Raw genomic sequence first — 21,829 nt, forward strand, 5'->3', positions numbered from 1 at the left:
TTCGGTAGCCGACATCGATACCCAGCGATCAAAACCGATACGAGGGACAGCCAATGGCATCGCCGGCCACAGCTTTTTGCGCGCAATCGTTGGACACCCTCGCATGTCGCTGTACTCGCTGGCCGACCTCGACTCGATCGAGCCGCGAGAGATCGAAAGCATCGCGCCGACACTGCTCCCGATCGGACCCGCACTCGAGTCCGAACAGTTGCGTCCGAGCGTCTGGCACTACGAGCGCGGCGAGGAGAACACGTACCACCGCCAGGACCAACAGGAGGAGTTCTACCTCGTTCTCGAGGGCACCGTCGACGTGACCGTCGAGCGCGACGACGAACGCGACGTCGTCACGCTCACGAGACACGAGTGTATGGTCGTACCACCGGAATCCTGGCGACAGATCGAGGCGGTCGAGGAGAGTCGCGTGCTCGTCGTCGGCGCGCCGAACGTCGCGGACGACGCCGTGCTGAAGGATGCGTCAGAGCAGCGGAGTTGAGCGGCGTTGAGCGGCGTTGTTGCGCTGTTGCGTTGATCCGTCTGTGTGTTAGCGGGTGAGCGCCACCGCCGCGCCAACCAGCACGAGGCCGAGTACCGCGATCACCGCGCCGATCGTTCCTGCGCCGGCAACTGAGAGGGCGACGGTCGCACCCGCGACGATGCCGGCACCGCCACCGCCGGCGAGCAACGGACCAAGAAGAGTGGCCGACGAGCGGCCCGTTTCTTCATCTTGCCCGCCAGTCTCAGTCGTTTCGTCAGCTGTTTTCAGCTCTTCAGTTACGTCGGCAACCTCGTCTACCTCACGCTGCAGTTCCGACCGCAGCGACTCCAACTCGTCCGCCGTCACCAGCGGCTCCAGTTCTTCCTGGGTCACCCCACTCCCACCCTGCTCGCCCTCGAGTTCCGCAACCCGCTCCGCCAGCTGTTCGTGGTCGGGCTCGAGTACAGTCTGCTCAGACGCAACGGAAGTCACGCGCTCGTCGAGTTCGTCGAGGCGCTGGTCAAGGTTCGCAACTGCCTCGGACTCCGCGAGGTTGTCGATCCGCTCCGAAAGCGAGTCGACCTCCGCAGCCAGCGACGAGACAGTTTCGTCGTCCGGCACGTCTTCGGAGTCCGGCACATCTTCGAGGGCATCGGAGAGGGACTCGAGTTCGGTGTCGAGCCTGTCTACCTCGTCCGAGACGCTCGCTGTGTCGTCGGCGAGCGCCTCGATTTCTGCTGCCTGTTCGTTGATCGTCGCTGCCTGCTCGTCGATGGTTGCCGCCTGCTCGTCGACGGTCGCCGTCTGCTCGTCGATCGTCGACTCCTGTGCAGTGAGGCGCGTCTCGAGTTCGGCCGTGGTGTCGTCGACTGCAGTGACATCGGATTCGACGCTTGTGAGCGTGTCCTCGAGTTCGTCTACGTCAGCACTCGTCGTCTCAGCAGTTTCCTCGACATCCGCAGTGTGGCTCTCGACGGCGGTAACGTCGGCAGCGACGGCATCCAGTCGGTCGCCAGCGTCACCGATCTGGTCGTCGAGCGCGTCGATGCTGGCACGCAGGTCGTCACTCTCGTTCTCGAGTGTCGCCTCGGTTTCGTCGAGTTGCTCCTCGAGCGACGTTTCTGTTTCAGCGAGCTGTTCTTCCAGTCCCGTTTCTGCCTCCTCGAGTTGTGTTTCGAGATCAGACTCTACAGAGCCGATCTGCGTTTCGAGCTCCGCTTCCGTTGACTGGAGCTGCGTTTCGAACTCCGATTCCGCCGACTCAATCCGCGAGCCGAGGTTCGACTCCGTTTCATCGAGCCGGCTCTCGAGTGCATCGACGTCCTCGGCCTGCGTCGACACGGCTGCCTCCGTTTCGTCGAGTCGTGACGCGAGTGCCTCCTCGGTCGACTCGAGTGCATCCTCGATCGAGTTGACTGTCTCGGCGATCTCCGCAGCGTGTGCATCGAGATCAGCTTCCACGTCCGCGACGGCTGACTCGGCAGATCCGACGCGCTCGCTGACCGACTCGAGTTCGTCGTCGATCGTCTCGTCGACGGCATCGACGCGGGACTCGAGTGCGTCCACTTCGGCCGTCGTCGCGGACTCGTCTGCCAGGTCGGCGACGGTGTCCTCGAGATCCGCAAGTGTTTCCCGGTCGGTCTCGAGTTCGGCCACCGTCTCGTCGAGGTCGGATGCGAGGTCCTCGAGCGTCGTCCCGAGCTCCGACATCTCGTCGTCGACCTCGTCGAATCGGGCGGTCGTGTGTGTCGAGTGTTCCTCGAGTCGGCCTGCAAGTCCGTCGAGTCGAGTGGCTTGCGTCTCGAGTTGGGGTTCGAGTTCGTCGACTCGTGCGTCGGTCTCCGCAACAGTGGTCATCGCGTCCGCGCGGGCCGAAACCGTCTCCGAAAGGTCGGCAAGCCTGGCTTCGGCCTGCTCGAGTTCCTGTGCTACGCTCGCGAGGTCGTCCGTCCGAGCGGTCTCCTCGCGGACCGTGTCGAGGGCGGACTCGAGTGCGTCGAGGTCGTCGGCGAGCGCCTGAATTTCCTCGTCGCGGTTGGCGAGGCGGTCGAACAGGTGGTCGATGGCGTCGTTCGCACGGTCGTCCGTGGTTGGCTGTATCTGTGCGTCGAGGTCGGCGGCGATGGCTGCGGCACTGTCACCGCCATCGTTGCCACTCGGACTGCTGGCGTCGCCGGTCGCTGGCTTCGATGCCGTCGCCGAACCACCGTCGAGGTCGCCGTCGAACGAAAGCGTGTCCACGTCTTCGCTGCCCGTGCCTGACACAGTGGTTCCCCAGACGATCTCGTCGTAAGCATCGACATCGTCTTCGGAAGCAGCGAGCGCGCCTCTCGCGGCGCTCGCTTCCGGATCCGCTGCGAGTCGAACACCCCGAATCGAGATGGGGAGTCCCGCCGAATCGAATCGGCCGCCAAGGAGGTACTCGAGTCCCTCGACTGCGCCCGAACCAGCGACGGCGATCGGGACGGCGACGCCGCGCTGGAGGTCGGCGGCCGCGGCCTGGTCGCCGAGGGCGTCGGCCAGTTCGGCGACGAGGTCGTCGTACGCTGCAGCGAGGGCGCGTTCGATCGGTCCCGTTGCGGCATCGGGGTCGAGTTCGAAGTCTGCGAGAACGTTTCGGACCTGTGTGTGCTCGTGGCCGGTCTCGCCGGCCGCCTGGGCGACGATCCAGTCGGTGCCGCGGGTGATGGAAAACGCAAGAACCGGGACGCCGTAGTAGGCGAGCGCAACGCTCGTGGTCTGTGCGCCGAGGCAGATTCCGACGCCGGTGTAGTTGTCGCCGGCGAACTGATCGTAAATGACGGCGAAGCCCTGGCTGACTGGTGTTGGGGATTGCGAGTCGCCATCGTCGGTTTTTCCGGCAGCCGTCAACTCGTCGAGCACCGAGGCAACCGTCTCGCGATGTGCGCCAGTCGGCGCGTCGGCGTCGACCACCGTCCCAGGCGTCGTGTAGGAGAGCGCCGTCGGCGAAACGTCGTCAGGGAGGACGAGGTCGACGAGCGCCGAAAACACTGCCTCGTCGTATTCTGCGGCGTCGAAGACGCCCTGCTGAAACGGCGTCTCGTGTTCGGAGACAGTCACGTCGTCACCGACCTCCGCTGCGATGGTCGTCGCTTCTGGACCGACGAGCAGCATCTCATCGTCAGTCTCGACGAGCGCGACCGCATCGGTGTCGGCCGCAGTGATCGCGTCCTCGAGTGCATCGTTCGTTGCACTCGCTTCGTTCTCAGTGTCTGTCTCCGTCTCCCCTGCTGTCGACACCGAGACAACCCGCGTCGGTGTCGAACGAAGCGCGACCTCCCCCGAGCGGTCGCTCGCGAGCCGAATCGCATTCGCCCCAATATCGAGACCGTATGCCATGCCGAGGAGAACCGAGAGCCACCCCTTGGTACTTCGCCCGTGAGTACCAGATGTGAAAATTACCGGGGTGGAGGCTGTGCTGCTGTGCCGGTGTGCCGCTGTGACGGTGTACCGGTGTGCCGATGCACCAATGTGCCGCTGTGACGGTGTACCGGTGTGCCGATGCACCAATGTGCCGCTGTGTCGGTGTACCGGTGTGCCGATGCACCAATGTGCCGCTGTGTCGGTGTGACGGTGTGCCGGTGTGCCGCTGTGTCGGTGTACCGGTGTGACGGTGTGCCGGTGTGACGGTGTGCCGGTGTGCCGCTGTACCGGTGTGCCGATGCACCAATGTGCCGATGTGCCGGTGATCTCCCTGCCTACTGTGCGAGTTCGTACGCCTCGCCGACCGAAACTGCCGCTCCCGCCTCGAGCGTCTCGCCCCACGACGACTTGGGGACCTTCGTATTCACCATCAGGCGGAAGTAGTGGTCGAACCATGCCTCACTGGCCCACTCCGGAAGCGTCCGTTCACGTTGCTCGACGAACGTCTCTTGAAAGCCGTCGGTCTCCTCACCAGTGTCCGGATCGCGCGTCGGCACGACACAGCGCTGACACGGATTGATCCCCGACAGCGCTATTGTGCCGATGTCGAACGCGACGGCGTGGCCCGGCCGCTCGTAGAGACGGTCCTCCCAGAACGCGGGCGCATCGCTGAGCACGAGATTCGGACGAAGCCGCCGACACATCTCGACCGCGTCGATCTCGGGGTACCAGTCGGCGACGGACTCGAGTGTCGCCTGTGAGATGACGGTCGGCCCGGAGGCGTCGGTGTCGTCCGGGAAGCCGCCAGCGTCGTTGCGCACGAGTTCGACGGGGTAGCCGAAGTACTCGGAGAGCCACTCAGAGAGGTGCTCGCGGTCGAGTTCGAGGTGGAAGGTCTGACCGTCGGTGGTCGAGTCGGTTTCAGACTGGTCGGATTGGAGTGAGCCAGACCCGTTGTGCTGGGCTGAGCCGGTATCGCTGAGCGTCACGGTTTCGCGTTCGAGATCGTAGGTTGCGCGTAACTGGTAAATCGCGGGTTCTCGTTTGCCGTTGACGTAGCTGCCGACTGTTTCTGGCGTCCCGTGTGGCCGACCTGTGGCGTTCGTACTGGCTGTGTCAGCCCCGTCGGCCCCATCACTCGACGACGCAGCCGTTCCTTCGACGATCGCGTACCGACGATCCCAGGAGAGACCACCGTTCCGTTCGATCGCCGCCGTCTGTACCGCCGTCGCGTCGAGAGATTTGATCGGGTGAACGAGGATACGATCCAGCGAGACCATCGATATTTCCGACGTGGTGCTGGTGCTTATGTGTGCTTATTCGACACATGACACGAGTACGAACAACGGCGAGTGTTGCCCTTCGAGTTAGAATTATTTCTGATGTGAGTACCCATCACGACATATGTGATTTCAGATATATTCGTGACGGAGAAAGATATCGTTACGAATTGGGAGTAGAGACGTATGAACTGCCAAACATGAGGTTCGGGTTGGGGATGTCATGACACACACAGAGCAAAATCCTCCAGGTTTATACATCAGGATGATGGTGGGTTATGTATATGTCCGAAACCGGGACGGAGCCCCGTCCGCTGGTCCGACAGCTTCCCGACCCAGTGACAGCGTCGAACGTTCGGCACAACCCCTCACTCGAGGAACTTCGCGAACTCGCGGCCCACGAGGAGACCACGACTGAGTTCGGATCTCCCTCCTACGTTAGCGAGTACCGCTCGCGGAGTTCGGACCGGACGAAGAACAACATCGATGACGAGTTCGACGCAGACGACCACGCGCTCGTCGACGAGGCAATCGACCTCGCGGGCGAGCGCGAACTGCTCTGTGTCGACCGGCTGATGGGCCGTCATCCGGAAGCGACGTTCTGCTGCCGGCTGTTCGTCCCCGTCGAACACGCCCGCATCGCACTCGCCTGGGCGAACCTGTTCGAGCCGTCCGACGGTCGCGAGCCGGACCTCTACACGGTTCAGCTTCCCGACTACGACGAGACGGCGATTCGCATCCTGCCTGAGGAGGGCTTCACCGCCGCCCTCGGCAGCGACTACACCGGCGAGGCCAAGAAGTCGTTCCTCCGGCTGTTCATGTTCCGCACCAAGCAACAGGGCGGTCTCGGCCTCCACGCGGGCAGCAAGCGCGTCCGCGTCGAAGACGAGGACGGCGACCTGAACACCGTCGGCCAGGTGTTCATGGGCCTCTCCGCGACTGGCAAGTCCACGCTGACCTCCCACGGCTGCTGGCTTGAGGAGCCCGAAGACGCCTCGATGCGCCAGGACGACGTCTGTGCGCTCCTGCCGGACGGCTCCGTCGCCGGCAGCGAGGGGAAGGGGCTGTACATCAAGACCATCGGTCTCGACGAGGAAGAACAGCCCGGCCTCTACCACGCCGCAACCGATGAGACGGCCATCCTCGAAAACGTCGACGTCGCCGAGGACGGCACCGTCGACTTCGACTCCGACCGCTACACCGCCAACTCGCGCGCGATCATCCGCCGGGACGAACTCGAGAGCGCCGACGACGAGATCGACCTGAACGAGATCGACCAGGTATTCTTCATCACGCGCAACCCGCTGATGCCGCCGGTTGCAAAGCTTCGCGACGAGCAAGCTGCCGCCGCGTTTATGCTCGGCGAATCGATCGAGACCAGCGCGGGCGATCCCTCGCGCGCTGGCGAGTCGATCCGCGTCGTCGGGACGAACCCGTTCATCGTCGGCTCCGAGGGCGAGGAAGGCAACATCTTCTACGACCTGATGGGTGCACTCGACGTCGACTGTTACGTCATCAACACCGGCTATCTCGGCGAAAAATCGAAGGATATCGGTGTGACGGAGTCCGTGACGATCCTCACCGAAGCCGCTCGTGGGACGATCGAGTGGACCGACGACGACCAGACCGGACTGACGATTCCCGAGTCGATCCCTGAACTCGACATCGAGGAGTATTACGTTCCGGACCACGTCGAGGACTACGACGAAGCCGTCGCGGAGCTTCGCGCAGAACGACGGGAGTATCTGGAACAGTTCGAGGATCTCCGCGAGGAAATCATCGACGCCGTCTACTGAGACGGTCCGTTGTCGTTCGGTACCGGTGATCGCTCCGACGGTGATCGCTCCGACGGGGACGGCGATCAGCGGTAACACGCTAGAATAATCCGTCTGAACCGGCGACTGACGCTGTCACACGTTTTCGTCGCTGCTTTCGTGCCGTTCCCGCGCTCTTCACGCACTGTTCTCACGCGATTGCGATTCTCGCGCTCCTCTCGCTGCTGTCTTCAAGACTGAATATTCAAGACCGAAGACCGAACGCTCGGGTGAACGACTACAGTTGTTCACACTGAGCACTCGTCGCTACAGATTCATCACCCAGACCGCAGCGATAGTCCTCCCTACCGTCACGAAAAATGAAACTTGCACGAATTAATCAGTCACTATCGGACGAATGTCAGTGGCAGAGCTTGCCGGACACGAGTACTGTTATATGCGTCCAGTTCTCACCAGTGAGCAATGAGCGCACAGTTGCGAAAACCAACCGCGCGAGTATGCGAATCGTGCGGGCGTGCTGAGCACTGGGACGACGACCTCGAAGCCTGGCAGATTGCACGCACAGATGGCACAAAACAGGTCGGTAGCCCACACTGCCTCCACGAGTGGGACATCAACGGAAACTTCAACCCGGTTGCGATGGACGACTAACGCCAGCACGACGCGCGTTTTTATTCGGTCTGACTGGCCTACAGCTCCGCATCTCGTACTCCGTGCCTCGTTCCCCGTTTCCTTCGCCCCGTAACTCGTATCCTGGATCTGGTACCCCGTATCCCGTATCCTGTCCCCCGTATCCCGTACGCTCTTTGCTGCTCCGTCGGTTATCATCCGACACCAATGCCAACCGTCTACATCACCGCCCCACCAGACGCAGCCGACTCGCTCGCCGAAACCCTCGTCGACAAGCGACTCGCCGCCTGCGTCAACCGGCTCTCGACCACCTCGACGTACCGCTGGGACGGCGAGATTCACCACGATGATGAGGCCGTCCTGCTCGCGAAGACGACCGACGACGCCTACGACGACCTCGTCGACTGCGTCAAGCGGGAACACCCCTACGATGTCCCCTGTATCGAACGGTTCGACGAAGCCGACGTACTCGAGTCCTTCGCGGAGTGGCGTGCGGAGAGCGTCGAGTAGTGGCTGCTCGAGCACGGTAGCACGGCGACGACAGCTGACCCCGCCCGCCACAGTACGTCAGTGCGTCACAGACGCCACTACGCGAAAAAGCAACCCTTAAAACTCGCGCACGGGTTGTGACGGGTATGGCTGGAACCATCGAAGTGCTCGTTCCGGGTGGCCAGGCCAACCCTGGCCCACCGCTCGGTCCCGAGCTCGGACCGACCCCCGTCGACGTGCAGGCGGTCGTACAGCAGATCAACGATCAGACGGAAGCCTTCGACGGCACGGAAGTGCCCGTCACCGTCGACTACGACGACGACGGCTCGTTCGAGATCGACGTCGGTGTCCCACCGACGGCGGCACTCGTCAAGGACGAGGCTGGCTTCGAGACCGGCAGCGGCGAGCCCCAGGAGGACTTCGTCGCTGACCTCTCGGTCGAACAGGTCAAGACCATTGCAGAGCAGAAACACCCTGACCTGCTCGCCTACGATACGAAGAACGCCGCGAAGGAAGTCGTCGGCACCTGCGCCTCGATGGGCGTTACCATCGAAGGTGACGATGCCCGCGAGTTCAAGGCGAAGGTCGACGACGGCGAGTACGACGACGTACTCGCGTAAGCGTAAGCGGAAGCGGAAGCGTACTCGTCGACTCGACTTCACTACGTTTATCGGCGTTTTCTGCGACTGCATTTGCAATCGCAACCACGACCACAACCGCAACCGCAGCCGCACGCGCCGACGTACGACCAACTGACCGTCACGAACGGTCCACCAGTTCTGTCGGACCATCCGATCCGTCACACTTTCACCCCCACCGAGCGCCGCCAGCGGTTGTAGCGCTCAACTCGTTACGACTGGCCACTCACCGTCGGCCCACAACGAGCGAGCACGTCCAGATTGTGCGCGACGAATCCAAACATCCCGGACTCGAGTGCCGTTCGTCGTTGATCGTGCCACTGTTCCTGTTCGGCGGTCGAAAACGGTGTCATCACAGCGGGGACAGCCGTGAGGGCGTCGTCGATCGTGTGCAGAATGTGTTCGAGGACGAGTTGTTCGGATGCTGGGTAGTGGGTAGTGTGGCTTCCGGGGCTTCCGGGGCTGCCGGCCTCGTCGGCCCCACTGTGATCGCCACATGCTGGGCGGACGACCCAGTTTGACCCACCGGTAGCGAGCGTCTCCCAGTCCCGGCGGCGCAGTGTCGTCAGTAGTTCGCGACCCGCGCGGCTGCTGCCGCCGTCCCGAATCTCGTCCATGTGGTGGTGATAGCAGCGCTCTATGTCGCGGTCGAGCGGATCTGTTGGGACGAAGCCAGTCCCGCCATCGAAAGTAATCGGCGCGTAGAGCACTCCGCCCGGTTCGAGTAGCGTCTCGATGGACTCGAGTGCAGCCGGCACGTCGATGAGATCCAGAAAGGCAGCTGCGATGACGGCGTCGGCCTGTGCCTCGATTTCGAACGCGTCGGCGGTGGTGAAGGTGATGGTGAGAGTGGTGGGGGTGGTGGTGGCGCTGGCGCTGGCAGTGGCGCTAGTGGTCGCAGTAGCCGGAACGGCGTCGGTGTACTCGAGTGGCCCCGGCGTCTCGTCTCGCTCACGACAATTGCCCCCAGTGAATTCACCAGTTGAGTCACGCGTTGCCACGAGCGTAGCGGACTCGGCGGCCCGATCGTCACGCCAGCGGACAGTGTACCCCGCGTTCTCGAGTTCGTCGGGAACGAGGTCGCGTGCGCGAGTAATGCTCTCCGCGTCGCGGTCGACGAGCCGATAGCTGACGCGTTCGGGAAGACAACCCCACGTCGCGAGTCTGACGAGCATCGTCCCAACGCCGGCACCGAGTTCGACGACGCTGACCGGGCCGTTGCGGGCTGTGAGCGCGGCCACGAACTGGTCGAGCACGCGCCGATTCAGTGCACGGTCGTCGACAGTTCGCTTTGCTTCCAGATAGGCTTGCATAGACGGACCGGTCACGGCTGCTCACCACCCGCAGATGGGGACGACTCGTCGCCGTCCGGGTCCGAAATCTCGAGGAGAAACGCTCGCAGTTTCTCGAACGTTGTCTCCCACGATGGATGCGCGTCGGCTGTCCGGAGCGCAGCCGTCGCGAGCGATGCCAGCCGCTCGCGGTCGTGTGCGAGGTCAGAGACGATGGTTGCGATCCGCTCGGTGTCCTCCGGATCGACGACGAACCCGTTGGTGCCATCACTGACGAACTCGCTCGCACCCCCAACACTGCTCGCGATCGGGACGACACCAGCCTCCATCGCTTCCAGATACACCATCCCGAAGCTCTCGTAGCGGGATGGAACCACGAGCACGTGCGAGCACGCGAGGATGGACTCGAGTACGTCGTCCGTGACAGGGCCGGAGAACGAGACGCGGTCGGCGAGCCCTGTTGTGGTTCGTTGGTCACGGATTTGACGGGTGTAGTCGGGTTTGGCCGCATCGTCGCCGACAATAGTCAGCGTCCAGTCGACTGTGCGGTCGATGTGCGAGAGGGCGTCGAGAAGTGTCTCGACGTTCTTGCGCGGAATGACGTTCCCGACGAAGACGAGTCGAAGCGATCCCGTTCTGGCTCGCTGGACGACATCGTCGGGTGACGGTGGCGGTGTCGGTTGCCGGCCGGCCGGCGGCGCGACGTGCGTCGGGAGGTCGGTGGTGACGATAGTAGACACCTGCTCGCGCGTGAACTCGCTGGTGCAGACCGCTGCGTCGACCGACTCGAGATAGCGTCGGTCGCGTTTGCGCTCGTGGTCGTGATCGCGTTTGCGCTCGTGGTTGCGCTCGTGCTTCTGGTCGGCGGAACTCCTGAAGGCAGGGTGTTTGAGAAGGTGCACCAGCGCGACGATCGCCCCGGGTTTCTCGAGTGCGGCGTTGCGATCGACGAGCGTCGGAGAGCAGAGTTCGTCCTGCAAGAGCACGTCGAATGGCTGATTCAGAGTTGGCTCCCCATCGGAGAGCGAGCAGACAGTGACGTCGTCGCCACGGGACTCGAGAGAGGAGACGAGTTTGCGATCGTACCGGTAGCCGCCAGAACACTGGTCGAGGTCGCCGGGAACGACGAGGCCAATGTTCATCGGTCAGAGCGTCCGCTCGTGTGCAACACGTGCCACGTCATCTTCCTGAATCTCGACTCTGAGTTCGGTAACTGGGTCCGGAAGCGAGAGGGACTCGAGTAGTCGGTCACCGAAGACACGGGCGAATCGTTCGACGCTTGGGTTTGCGCCCTCGAACGCGGGGAGATCGTTGAGTACCCGGTCGCTGTAGAACGCAGCGGTGCGGTCCATCGCGGCGACGAGGTCGTCGATGTCGACGAGGTACTCGTGTGCGTCGAGTTCGGAACCCCGAAGCGTTGCCTCGATGGTGAAGTTGTGAGAGTGCAGTTCGCCCTCCGGACCGGGGTCCGGCACCGTCAGAGCGTGCTGGGCGATCACCGACCGGGAGACCGAGACGGCGTACATGCGAGAGCCTATCACGAACGGTGATAAATTTCCTCGCCCGAGTTGCACGCGACTGGACGCAGTAGGAGCAGTGAGCAGTGGAACTGGAGAAACGGGATGGTGGCAGGGGTAGTGTGAGTCGGGCTGGAGTAGGTGTAGAGGTGGTCGTAGGAGTCGGGCTACTCGTAGGTAAACAACACCTGCACAACACCGTCGGCACGCTCCTCGAGTAACTCGTAGGCTGTGCCCGCGTCCTCGAGTGGGAACTCGTGCGTAAACAGCCGCTCGAGGTCGAGTCGGCGGAGCCAGGACCAGGTGAGTTCGTGACGGCGCTCGCGCGACCAGCGCCCGGAGAGGCGAGGGTCGATGGTGCTCACCTGGGTGCTTCGGATGTCGATCCGGTCGCGGTGAAATCGACCGCCGAGATTCGCCGTGGCCGGTTTGTCCCCGTACCAGGAACCGACGAGAAGGCGGCCGTCGAACCCCGTTACGGCGAGCGCGTCGTCGAGCGCGTTGGGGTTCCCGGAGAGTTCGTAGGAGAGGTCCGCACGCGGGGATTCATCCCCGGTGCCGGCAACGGTAGCGGCGTCCGCGAACGCCTCCTCGACCGCACATGCCGTCGGATCGAACGTGTGATCCGCACCGAAGGCGTCGGCGTGCTGACGGCGGTCACCGTCGGGATCGAACGTCACCAGCGTCTCGATCGGTGTCCGGGCGAGCAACGCCGTCGTCAACAGCCCGACGACACCCTGCCCAAAGACGGCAACGTGCTCGCCGACCAACGGCTCGCCGTCGAGCAGGAAGGTGACGGCCGTCTCGAGATTAGCGAAGAGGGCAGCCTCGCGCGGGGTAACCTCCTCCGGAACCGGGAGCAGGTCGTCCGGCGTCGCGAGAAAGTGGCTCTCGTGGGCGTTGTACGCGAAGACCGCCCGCCCGAGCCAGTCGTCGTCAACCTCGCTCCCGACCGCGTCCACCTCACCGACCGCCGCGTAGCCGTAGGTGAGCGGGAAAGAGAGGTCGCCCTCGAGTGCATCGAGTTCGCTATCGGCGGGGAGGTCGGCGGGTGCCTCGCCGCGGTAGATCAGGCCTTCGGTGCCGGCGCTGACGGCCGAGACACGCGTTCGAACGCGTACGTCTGTCGGACCGGGGTCTGGGATCGGCCGAGAGCAAACCTCCACGGTCCGCGGGCCGGTGAACGAGAGGGTGCGGGCGGTCACACTGTACGGGGGTTCTACGGGACCCCACTTGGGAGTTTGTACGGAAGGAGGTGCCTACCATGGGTCAGGTCGCACGTCAGTGACGTGGGGATGGGGCGGAGATGGGGATAAAAATAGAGATAGAGATGGAAATGGTGTGTCTGTACTCGAGTACGGACCTACTACGTTGACTCGAGACGACCGGAGGCGACGAGCCAGTCACGGGCGAAATTCGCGAGAAACGGCACCGCGACGAGGAGCGCGAACGGACGAGAGAGCGCGGGGTCGACGAGCGGTACGAGTGCGACGAAAATCGCAACCATCGCGAGCGCTCCCAGTACGCGCCGACGGAGACTCGGCGACAACTCGGCGGTAGGGAGTCCGCGACGGTCGCGCCACCAGAGGCTGGCGACGAAGACGTACCGCGCGACCGCGACCGCGAGAAAGACAAGCGGGAGCACCCCGGTGAGCACACCGACGGTTGTGCCGACGAGGACGACGAGGCCGTCCATCTCGAGATCGAGGCGTGCGCCGAGGTCGGTGACGCTGTCAGTCCGTCTGGCGAGCCAGCCGTCGACGGCGTCGAGGAGGGCTGCGACGGCGAATAGAACCGCCGGTGCCCACCTGAGGCTGGCGCTGGCGTCGGCACCGGTGACTGTCGCCGAGGCGGGAAACTCGAATCCGCCCGTAGCCGCGGCTGCGAGTCCCGCGAATCCACCGAGTCCGGCGACTGCTGCACCGCGTGCCACGGTCACCCACGTCGCGGATGTAAACGGCGGCGCTGTCACCGCAGCGTGCCGGTCAACGACATAATAGATTATTGTGGATGTGAGCGAGAAGACGAGGAACGCCCCCGCGAGAAACGCAACCGGAACAAATCCCGACCACAGTGGCACGAACGCGATGACGAGCAGGCTGCTCAGTGCGCCAAGTCCGAGCGTCGCGCGACCCCACTGGGTGTATGGGCGGAGTGGACTCGAGTACTCCGGGCGATGATCGTCAGTCACGGCGAGCGAGGAGGATGAGAAGGAGTGCGATCAACAGGGTCTGTGCGATTTTGTCGACGGTTTCGGCTGCTGAGAGATCGGCGAGTGCAGTGGGTTCGTTGACGATGTACCAGAGGACGATCTGTCCGGCGGTGAACGGAATTCCCAGGAGGTAGACGAGTCGTCGCCGATAGTTCCGGATGACGAGCGCGATACCGAGGAGAAAACCGGCGGTCGCGGCGAGGAACGCGACGCCCATCCAGTGTGGGAGAAACGAAACGCCAAGGATGAGGTGGACGAGCGCGCTGACGGCTGCGAGGGCGATAGCTAGCCAGTGGACTGGCGAGAGGGAACTGGCAGAGCGAGCCACGATATGGGCACCTCAACGAGTGGGTAAAAACAGCTTTCGCCGAACTGGGGTGTGGGGTATGGGGTGTGAAATGTGAAGTGTGCGCGTGTGGTGTATGTGATCCTGGCAGGAGAGACGAGAGAAACCAGTACACCTCTCAAATCTTGTTCGCAGGCGGAACCGTGCGCTCGTCCGGCGCTGTCGTGGAGCCAGCGTGCAACAGCACGCGGACGAACGCGCCAATCCCGAGCGACGCAGCCAGTGAGACGACCAGTACGGTGAGTGGGAGCGAAACCCCCACGAGGCCACAGAGAAGGCTGCCTGCCAGGATTCCAGAGCCGAGCCCGTCACGACCGAGTCGTGCTGCGAGCGCGCGTCCGACGGCGACGAATCCGAGCGCGACGAGTGGGAAGAGAACCGTTGTGCCGATCATAACGAGCGGCAGACCGAAGAACGTCCCGACGCCGCGTCCGATCAGCACGTAGCCCGTGCTCGTCAACCCGCTGACGATCAAGAGCCCCGGGAACCCGATACAGATCGAAATGATCGGGCTCCGCCGTGCGGTCGTCACCGTGCGTGAGCCGTGACCCTGAAGCAACCCAAGGACGACGAGGCCGAGCAGTAACGTCACCCCGAACTGCACGCCGACGCGTCCGAGCGGTTCGAGTGCGTGGTAGGCTTCGAGCGCCCCGCTCGCGGCGAGGCTCTCGAGTACCTCGTACCCGGTGGCGCCGTTTCCAGTATATAATTCTGCTGGCCGCATAGCGCAATAGACGCGAGGATGGACACATAGTGTTTCTGATTAGTCACGGAATTCGAACGGAAGACTGTGCATCCGCGTGGCCGTGTAACGGTGTGGCCGTGTGATCGTGTGACTGTGTCACCCGTCATCGCGCTTCGAGACGCTCCTGCAGGTAGTTCGACGGGTTTAAGTTCGGCATGGCACTTCTCTTAACAGAGACAGGCGTAGCCTGTTTCACTGACCCGTAGGAGCACTCCTGCGTACTACGGAGGTGAACGATGGCAGATTCGGATATCGAAACCGCAGTGGCTCGCGCACTCGAGGACGCACCCGATCGGAACTTCACCGAGACGGTCGACCTTGCGATTAACTTGCGCGACCTTGACCTGAACGAACCGTCGAATCGTGTTGACGAGTCCGTCGTCCTCCCGTCCGGCACCGGACAGGAGACGCGCATCGTCGTCATTGCCGAAGGAGAGACTGGAGTCCGCGCCGAAGAGGCAGCGGATGAGGTCCTTTCGGTTGACGATGTCGCAGATCTGGACGATGACGACGCCAAAGATATGGCGGACGAGACGGACTTCTTCATCGCCGAAGAGGCGATGATGCAAGATATCGCCCGGCACCTGGGTACCATTCTCGGTCCCCGCGGGAAAATGCCGGACCCGCTCGCGCCCGACGACGACGTCGTCGAGACCGTCAACAGACTCAAGAATACCGTGCAGCTTCGCTCCGGCGACCGACGAACGTTCCACACGCTCGTCGGCTCCGAAGAGATGGACGCCGAAGATGTCGCCGACAACATCGACGTCATCCTGCGACGCCTGCACGCTGACCTCGAGAAGGGCCCCCAGAACATCGACGCCGTCTTCGTAAAGACGACGATGGGCCCATCCGTGGAGGTGGCCTAAGATGAGCGCACAGGCAGACCGCAAGACCGAGAACCTTCCACAGTGGAAGCAAGAGGAAGTCGACGAGCTCAAAGCACTCATCGAGAGCTACGAGAGCGTCGGCATCGTCGGCATCGCCGGCATTCCCTCGAAGCAGCTGCAGGACATGCGGCGTGACCTGCACGGCACCGCCGAACTGCGTGTCAGCCGCAACACACTGCAGGTTCGTGCGCTCGAGTCCGCTGGCCTCGACGATCTCGTCGAAGAGATCGAAGGCCAGGTCGGCCTGATCGGCACGAACGACAACCCGTTCGCACTCTACAAGGAGCTCGAGGCCTCGAAGACGCCCGCCCCGATCAACGAGGGCGAGGTCGCCCCGAACGACATCGTCATCCCCGAGGGTGACACTGGTGTCGATCCAGGGCCGTTCGTCGGCGAACTCCAGAGTATCGGCGCGAACGCACGCATCGAGGACGGTTCGATCCAGGTTATGGAGGACTCGACGGTCCTTTCGGCCGGCGAAGAAGTCTCTGCGGACCTGGCGAACGTGCTCAACGAACTCGGCATCGAGCCCAAGGAAGTCGGGCTCGACCTTCGCGCAGTCGTCGCCGAGGGTGTGCTCTTCGACCCAGAGGACCTCGATATCGACATCGAGGCCTACGAGAGCGACGTGCAGACGGCCGCCGCTCGCGCTCGGAACCTCTCGCTCAACGCACCGTTCCCGACCGCGACGACGGCACCGACGCTCATCGCCAAGGCCACGGGCGAGGCCAAGAGCCTCGGCCTGCAGGCCGCCATCGAGGACGAAGAACTCATGCCCGACCTCGTCTCCAAGGCCGACGCACAGCTGCGTGCGCTCGCGGCTCAGATCGACGACGAGGAAGCCCTGCCCGAGGAACTGCAGGGTGTCGAGGCGCCCGCTGCTGAGGCGGCCGCCGACGAGGGCGAAGACGAATCGGAAGCCGACCAGGACACAGAGTCCGACGCTGACGACGACACCGACGACGATGACGAAGACGACGGTGACGGCGCAGAAGGACTCGGCGCAATGTTCGGCTAACTAACACTACTGGAGGATACAACAATGGAATACGTTTACGCTGCACTCATCCTGAACGAATCGGACGAAGAGATCAACGAAGACAACCTCACCGACGTGCTCGACGCCGCTGGCGTCGACGTCGAGGAGTCCCGTGTCAAGGCGCTCGTCGCCGCACTCGAGGACGTCGACATCGACGAGGCCGTCTCCGAGGCCGCAGCCGTCCCAGCCGCCGGAGCCGCCGCAGGCGGCGCTGCCGCAGCTGACGAGGCTGCTGACGACGGTGGCGACGAGGAAGAGACCAGCGACGTTCCGGACACGACGGACGAGGACGACGACGAGGACGACGAGGCAGACGGCGAAGGCCTCGGCGAACTCTTCGGCTAAGTCCCGAGTCGCTTCGCAACTCGCACTCGCGGACACACGCGACTGCGACCACGACGACACAGCCAATTTTGCTTTCTTCGGCGCTCACCACCGACAGTTACTTCTCCGTTCTCCATGCCTTTCCGTTCATGACAACTGCAGTGTACTTCGATCTCGACGGAACGCTCTGTACGTACGACGAACCCTTCGAGGCGATGTTTCAACGAACTGTCTCCCCCTACGGCACGCCGACTAACGGGGCGTACGACGCCTACGTCGAGCACCTGTTGGACGCGGTCGATCGCTGCGAACCCAACCCGTATCGCCGCGCGTTCGAAACGATCGTGACAGAACACAATTTCGAGGTCGATGCGACGCCAGCCACACTCGCCGCCGACTACTGCGACCGCGAGGTCGACGCGACAATCACGACGGCCGGCGCGACGGAGGTACTCGAGTCCGTCGCCGCCACGAACCCGACTGGCATCATCACTAACGGCGACGGCGAACAGCAGCGTGCGAAACTCGAGTGCCACGGACTCGACGGACGGGTCGACGAGGTGCTCGTCTCGAACGAAGTGGGGGTTCGAAAGCCCGACCGGGAGCTGTTCGCGACCGCGAAAGATCGCTTGCCGGCGGACGACTACGTCTACGTCGGCGACAGCTACGAGGAGGACATCGTCGGGGCTCGCGACGCCGGCTTTCAGACGGTGTACGTCACCGGTGCTGGCGGATCTGCTGTCGAAGAGCCTGCTGCTGCGGACGCCGTCGTCGAGGGGGTCGGCAAGTTACGTGACCCCGGTTCGGTTCCGGGCTCGCTTCCAGGGGTACTCGAGGATGTGTTCGTATCGTAGCCGGATCGTGATTGGATCGTGATCGAAGCGTAGTGGGTACCGGTGGACGCGAGAGCCTTGCCGGACCTCGTCGCCAGAGCCGACGAGTACGAGTCCACCCCACGGGCGCGAGTTTAAATCCGAAGCCGCGGCCAGAGGGAGCGATGGCCGTCGCCCCGGTCGAGTTCGTCACCGATCCAGCACTGACGCTCCAACTGCTGGCCTGGACACTAGCTGGTGCGTCGCTGGGGAGTCTGAGTGGGCTCGTGCCCGGTCTCCACGCGAACAACTTCGCGCTCTTGCTCGCCGGCATCGCGGCGTCGGTTCCGGGTCCGCCGCTGTTTGTCGGCTGTGCGATGCTCGCCGCGGGTGTCGTCCACACCTTTCTCAACGCCGTACCGGCGATGGCACTCGGCGTTCCCGACGCAGAGATGGCAGTAACCGCGCTACCGGGCCACCGGCTGGTACTCGATGGCCGGGGCTACGAGGCGATCCGACTCTCGGCGCTGGGCAGCATCCTCGCCGTGCTCGTCGCGATCCCACTGGCAATCCCCGTAACCCGCGCCGTGACGGCGTTCTACCCGACGATTCGGGCACACCTGCCGCTCGTGTTGGCGATGGTCGTCGTTGCACTCGTCGCCTCCGAGTACACGTGGCGCGCCCGATTTGGTGGGGTGCTCTCCTTCACACTCGCGGCCGCGCTCGGTGTGCTGACGCTCGACCTCTCGCCGGACGCACCACTCGAGGCCGGCGGGATGCTCGCGCCGCTGTTCGCCGGCCTGTTCGGCGCGCCCGTGTTGATCGACGCGGTTTTCGGGTCGGGAATCCCGCCACAGCGCGATGGGACAATCGAACTCCCGCGCTGGCTCGTCGGTGCAACGGCACTCGCCGGCGCGCTTGCGGGCGCGGTCGTCGGCTATATTCCTGGCATTTCGGCCGCGATTGCAGCCGTCGCGGTGCTCGTGCTGGTTCCGGGAAACGCCGGCGACCGCGGCTACATCGTCGCGACGAGCGGGGTCGATACGGCGAATACGATTTTCGCGCTGTTCGCGCTCGTCGCGATCGGCCAACCCAGAACCGGCGTGATGGTCGCCTTCGAGAACGTGAACGCGCCGCTCGAACTTCCGATCCTGCTCGGTGCCGTGCTCCTCGCGGGCGTCTGCGGCTTCGTCCTCGTGATCGTTGTCGGCGAGCGCTACCTCGAACTGGTCGGCCGCATGGCGTACTGGAAGATTTCGACCGCCGTCCTGGGACTGTTACTCGTCCTCTCGTACCTGTTCACCGGCCCGCTCGGTATCGTCGTCTTCGTCGTCGCTGCCGCAATCGGCATGGTGCCGGTCCGCCTGCGGGCACGGCGAGTCCACCTGATGGGCGTGCTGATCGGTCCCCTAATTCTCAGTGGGTGACGCAGCGTGGTGAGGAACCGACACCACAGCGTGGGCCACGAATACGATTCGTAACCGGTGTTGAAGAACAGACATAAATCAGTTAATTTAATCATCCAACGTCAGAGTGTGCACTATGCTCAACATTCACCTCTGTCTCGTCGGCATACACATCTCTCTGGTCGGCAGCGTTCTGCTCATCGAATCCGGATAGCTGGGCACAGTCCTGGCCCGATCTCCTGGCTGATGCTCATCGGTGGATTGGTTCTTACACTCTTTTCAGTCCTCAACCAGTTGTTCCCCGTCCCAACTGGTAGCGACACGTAGCTACTCGTCGCAGTTGGGCAGGTCGCGCAGTGCTCAGGTATCACTCGAGTACGCGCGCTGCGCTGCCGTCACAACGGACTCCACCCGACTCGAGTCGACCGGGTTCGTGGTTGCACCATCCTCCTTGAGTGCCGTCCCGACGATAGCGCCGTCAGCACCGGCAGCGAAGCAGTTTCCGACCGTGTCTGCGGTGACGCCGCTGCCGACGAACACCGGTGCCTGAATCTCGTGAGCGGAACGCTCAGCGGCGACGCGCTCGACGTCCTCGAGTGCAGTCTCGTTCCCTGTCCCACTCCCGGAGACGATCACGCCGTCCGCCTTCCCGCGCTCGACTGTCTCGAGTGCGGCCTGCTCGATGGCCGTCTCGCCGACTGGCGTGGCGTGCTTGACGTGCACGTCCGCGAGAATCGCCACGTCGGGTGCGATCCGCTCTCGGAGACGGACCGTCTCGTAGGCCCGGCCCTCGAGTACCCCCTGATCAGTCGCGGCCGTGCCCACGTGGACGTTGGTGCGGATGAAATCGGCGTCGACAGCGGCCGCGATCGAGAGCGCTGCCTCGGCGTCGTTTCTGAGGACGTTGATCCCGATCGGCACGTCGACGGCGTCTGCGACGGTGCTGGCGATGGCGGTCATATCGGCGACGACGTGGGCGGGGACGGTCTCGGGGTAGAACGGCGCGTCGCCGAAGTTCTCGAGCATGATCGCGTCGATGCCACCGAACTCGAGTCGGGTTGCATCCTCGTGCGCCCGCTCGTGGAGAGCGGCGCGGTCGCCGCCGAACTCGGGTGCGCCGGGAAGCGCAGGGAGGTGAACCATGCCGATGAGCGGCCGCTCGCGGTCGAATCGGTCGAGGAGTGAGTCCTGCTGTGCTGTGGTCATACGTTGTGTGACGGCGAGCGGCGGTAAGTGCGGTTCCATCGCATCGGCCAGGACCGTGTATTTGCAACAGTCCGTTCCACCGTGCGCCATGCCGACGTACTCGTTAGTCGGCAAGCGCGTCGCCGTCCACGGGCGTTTTTGCTCCGCCGTCACTAGTCCAACCGATGGCAGACACCGACCTGTTCTCGCCGCTCACGCTGCGAGAGCTCGAAATTCCAAACCGGATCGCCGTCTCGCCGATGTGCCAGTACTCCTGTGACACCGACGGCCTGCCGACCGAGTGGCACCGCGTCCACCTCGGCAGCCGCGCCGTCGGCGGTGCCGGCATCGTCATGACCGAGGCCACCGCCGTCGAACCGCGCGGGCGGATCACGCCCCACGATTTGGGCATCTGGACCGACGAGCAAGCGACTGCACTCGAGCCGATCACTGCGTTCATCCGCGAACAGGGCTCGGTGCCGGCGATCCAGTTGGCCCACGCGGGTCACAAGGCGAGCAAGCGAAAGCCCTGGGAGGGGAACGATCCGATTGCGCCCGAGGAGGGCGGCTGGGAGGTTCTCTCGCCATCGCCCGAGGCGTATCCGCCGTTCGACGGCGAGCGCCCAGAGATGCAAGCGGCGACGGTGGATGACATTCAGGACGTTGTCGACGCCTACCGCGCTGCGGCCGAGCGATCGCTTTCGGCCGGCTTCGAAATCGCGGAGGTTCACGCGGCCCACGGCTACCTGCTTCACGAATTCCTCTCGCCGGTGACGAATCAACGTGAAGACGATTACGGCGGAAGCTTCGAAGATCGGACGCGGTTCGTCCGCGAAGTGACGGCAGCCGTTCGTGAGGTCTGGCCCGACGACAAGCCCGTGTTCGTCCGCATTTCGGGCACCGACTGGCTGGACGACGAGCCCGAATCGTGGGATGTCGAACAGTCTGCACGGCTTGCAGCCGACCTCGCCGAAGTTGGTGCCGACCTGATCGACGTCAGTTCCGGTGGACTCCACCCCGACCAGGACGCCACAGGGGGCCCGAATTTCCAGGTTCCGCTGGCTGAGCGCGTCGACGAGGGAGGGGATCTCGCTGTGGGTGCTGTGGGGGGCGTTACCGAACCCAAGCAGGCCGATGCACTCGTGCGAAACGACCGCGCGGACCTCGTGTTGGTCGGCCGTGAGTTCCTGCGCGATCCGTACTTTGGGCTGCGTGCTGCGGACGAACTCGCGGGTGAGGAGGCCCCAGAAAAGTGGCCGATTCAGTACCGACGAGGAGTTCGGTAAACGACTGGTTCGGCGGGCAGAGAGACAGGGTAATGCGAACTTATTCGCGCGAATATGTTCGCCACACTCCCACCTGTTGGGAACAACTACCTGTTTTCAACTCC

21 protein-coding genes are annotated in these 21,829 nt (G+C 63.6%); 11 read left to right on the top strand and 10 right to left on the bottom strand.

Annotation, left to right across the window (positions count from 1 at the left end; all coding sequences use genetic code 11):
- Window positions 1-103 precede the first annotated feature (103 nt).
- Window positions 104-493: a cupin domain-containing protein gene (locus tag NMAG_RS16950; protein ID WP_004267756.1), complete on the top strand. Its 390-nt coding sequence runs from the start codon at window positions 104-106 to the stop codon at window positions 491-493.
- 48 nt (window positions 494-541) lie between these two features.
- Here NMAG_RS16950 and NMAG_RS16955 read toward each other — a convergent pair whose 3' ends face one another.
- Both NMAG_RS16955 and NMAG_RS16960 read right to left on the bottom strand, forming a co-directional pair.
- A complete protein-coding gene (locus NMAG_RS16955; protein WP_004267755.1) occupies window positions 542-3,835 on the bottom strand; it encodes a disk-shape morphogenesis protein volactin in 3,294 nt (1,097 codons plus the stop codon).
- A gap of 359 nt (window positions 3,836-4,194) precedes the next feature.
- Complete coding sequence (locus NMAG_RS16960; protein WP_004267754.1) at window positions 4,195-5,139, bottom strand: MOSC domain-containing protein; 945 nt, start codon at window positions 5,137-5,139, stop codon at window positions 4,195-4,197.
- A 284-nt stretch (window positions 5,140-5,423) separates the two neighbouring features.
- Between NMAG_RS16960 and NMAG_RS16965 the strand changes: the two genes are divergently transcribed.
- The 4 genes from NMAG_RS16965 (at window position 5,424) to NMAG_RS16980 (ending at window position 8,653) form a co-directional block, all read left to right on the top strand.
- A complete protein-coding gene (locus tag NMAG_RS16965) occupies window positions 5,424-6,935 on the top strand; it encodes a phosphoenolpyruvate carboxykinase (ATP) (RefSeq protein ID WP_004267753.1) in 1,512 nt (503 codons plus the stop codon).
- A 441-nt stretch (window positions 6,936-7,376) separates the two neighbouring features.
- Complete coding sequence (locus NMAG_RS16970; protein ID WP_004267752.1) at window positions 7,377-7,565, top strand: HEWD family protein; 189 nt, start codon at window positions 7,377-7,379, stop codon at window positions 7,563-7,565.
- 186 nt (window positions 7,566-7,751) lie between these two features.
- The gene (gene cutA / locus NMAG_RS16975) at window positions 7,752-8,054 is read left to right on the top strand and encodes a divalent-cation tolerance protein CutA (protein WP_004267751.1); all 303 of its coding nucleotides are present in this window, start codon (window positions 7,752-7,754) and stop codon (window positions 8,052-8,054) included.
- A gap of 125 nt (window positions 8,055-8,179) precedes the next feature.
- Entirely contained in the window at window positions 8,180-8,653 is a 474-nt protein-coding gene (locus NMAG_RS16980) for a 50S ribosomal protein L11 (RefSeq protein WP_004267750.1), read from the top strand.
- Between the two features lie 230 nt (window positions 8,654-8,883).
- Here the strand turns inward: NMAG_RS16980 and NMAG_RS16985 are convergent, their stop codons facing one another.
- The 7 genes from NMAG_RS16985 to NMAG_RS17015 all read right to left on the bottom strand — a co-directional run bounded on the left by NMAG_RS16985 (window position 8,884) and on the right by NMAG_RS17015 (window position 14,762).
- Entirely contained in the window at window positions 8,884-9,984 is a 1,101-nt protein-coding gene (locus NMAG_RS16985) for a methyltransferase domain-containing protein (RefSeq protein ID WP_004267749.1), read from the bottom strand.
- Window positions 9,985-9,995: 11 nt separating this feature from the next.
- Entirely contained in the window at window positions 9,996-11,105 is a 1,110-nt protein-coding gene (locus NMAG_RS16990; protein ID WP_004267748.1) for a glycosyltransferase family 4 protein, read from the bottom strand.
- A gap of 3 nt (window positions 11,106-11,108) precedes the next feature.
- On the bottom strand, window positions 11,109-11,489 hold the full coding sequence (locus NMAG_RS16995; RefSeq protein ID WP_004267747.1) for a 6-pyruvoyl trahydropterin synthase family protein: 381 nt from the start codon (window positions 11,487-11,489) through the stop codon (window positions 11,109-11,111).
- Between the two features lie 158 nt (window positions 11,490-11,647).
- Entirely contained in the window at window positions 11,648-12,685 is a 1,038-nt protein-coding gene (locus NMAG_RS17000) for a zinc-binding dehydrogenase (RefSeq protein WP_004267746.1), read from the bottom strand.
- A 161-nt stretch (window positions 12,686-12,846) separates the two neighbouring features.
- Window positions 12,847-13,671, bottom strand: coding sequence for a CDP-alcohol phosphatidyltransferase family protein (locus NMAG_RS17005; protein WP_004267745.1), 825 nt, complete (start codon window positions 13,669-13,671; stop codon window positions 12,847-12,849).
- Window positions 13,664-14,020 (bottom strand): DUF7475 family protein, encoded by a 357-nt coding sequence (locus tag NMAG_RS17010; RefSeq protein ID WP_012996845.1) that lies wholly within the window; start codon window positions 14,018-14,020, stop codon window positions 13,664-13,666. The genes NMAG_RS17005 and NMAG_RS17010 overlap by 8 nt, the downstream gene beginning before the upstream one ends.
- 136 nt (window positions 14,021-14,156) lie before the next feature.
- A complete protein-coding gene (locus NMAG_RS17015; protein ID WP_004267743.1) occupies window positions 14,157-14,762 on the bottom strand; it encodes a hypothetical protein in 606 nt (201 codons plus the stop codon).
- A gap of 257 nt (window positions 14,763-15,019) precedes the next feature.
- On the opposite strand from NMAG_RS17015, the gene NMAG_RS17020 reads away from it, so the two are divergent.
- The 5 genes from NMAG_RS17020 (at window position 15,020) to NMAG_RS17040 (ending at window position 19,275) form a co-directional block, all read left to right on the top strand.
- Complete coding sequence (locus NMAG_RS17020) at window positions 15,020-15,652, top strand: 50S ribosomal protein L1 (protein WP_004267742.1); 633 nt, start codon at window positions 15,020-15,022, stop codon at window positions 15,650-15,652.
- 1 nt (window position 15,653) lies between these two features.
- Window positions 15,654-16,691, top strand: coding sequence for a 50S ribosomal protein L10 (locus NMAG_RS17025; protein ID WP_004267741.1), 1,038 nt, complete (start codon window positions 15,654-15,656; stop codon window positions 16,689-16,691).
- A 24-nt stretch (window positions 16,692-16,715) separates the two neighbouring features.
- Window positions 16,716-17,057, top strand: coding sequence for a 50S ribosomal protein P1 (gene rpl12p / locus NMAG_RS17030; protein ID WP_004267740.1), 342 nt, complete (start codon window positions 16,716-16,718; stop codon window positions 17,055-17,057).
- 128 nt (window positions 17,058-17,185) lie between these two features.
- The gene (locus tag NMAG_RS17035; RefSeq protein WP_004267739.1) at window positions 17,186-17,890 is read left to right on the top strand and encodes an HAD family hydrolase; all 705 of its coding nucleotides are present in this window, start codon (window positions 17,186-17,188) and stop codon (window positions 17,888-17,890) included.
- 143 nt (window positions 17,891-18,033) lie between these two features.
- A complete protein-coding gene (locus NMAG_RS17040) occupies window positions 18,034-19,275 on the top strand; it encodes a tripartite tricarboxylate transporter permease (protein ID WP_004267738.1) in 1,242 nt (413 codons plus the stop codon).
- A 339-nt stretch (window positions 19,276-19,614) separates the two neighbouring features.
- On the opposite strand, the gene NMAG_RS17045 is transcribed toward NMAG_RS17040, so the two are convergent.
- A complete protein-coding gene (locus tag NMAG_RS17045; RefSeq protein ID WP_012996846.1) occupies window positions 19,615-20,460 on the bottom strand; it encodes a BtpA/SgcQ family protein in 846 nt (281 codons plus the stop codon).
- Between the two features lie 164 nt (window positions 20,461-20,624).
- Between NMAG_RS17045 and NMAG_RS17050 the strand changes: the two genes are divergently transcribed.
- A complete protein-coding gene (locus tag NMAG_RS17050; RefSeq protein WP_004267736.1) occupies window positions 20,625-21,725 on the top strand; it encodes an NADH:flavin oxidoreductase/NADH oxidase in 1,101 nt (366 codons plus the stop codon).
- Window positions 21,726-21,829: the final 104 nt, after the last annotated feature.

The sequence above is a fragment of the Natrialba magadii ATCC 43099 genome (assembly GCF_000025625.1).
Classification (GTDB): Archaea; Halobacteriota; Halobacteria; order Halobacteriales; family Natrialbaceae; genus Natrialba; species Natrialba magadii.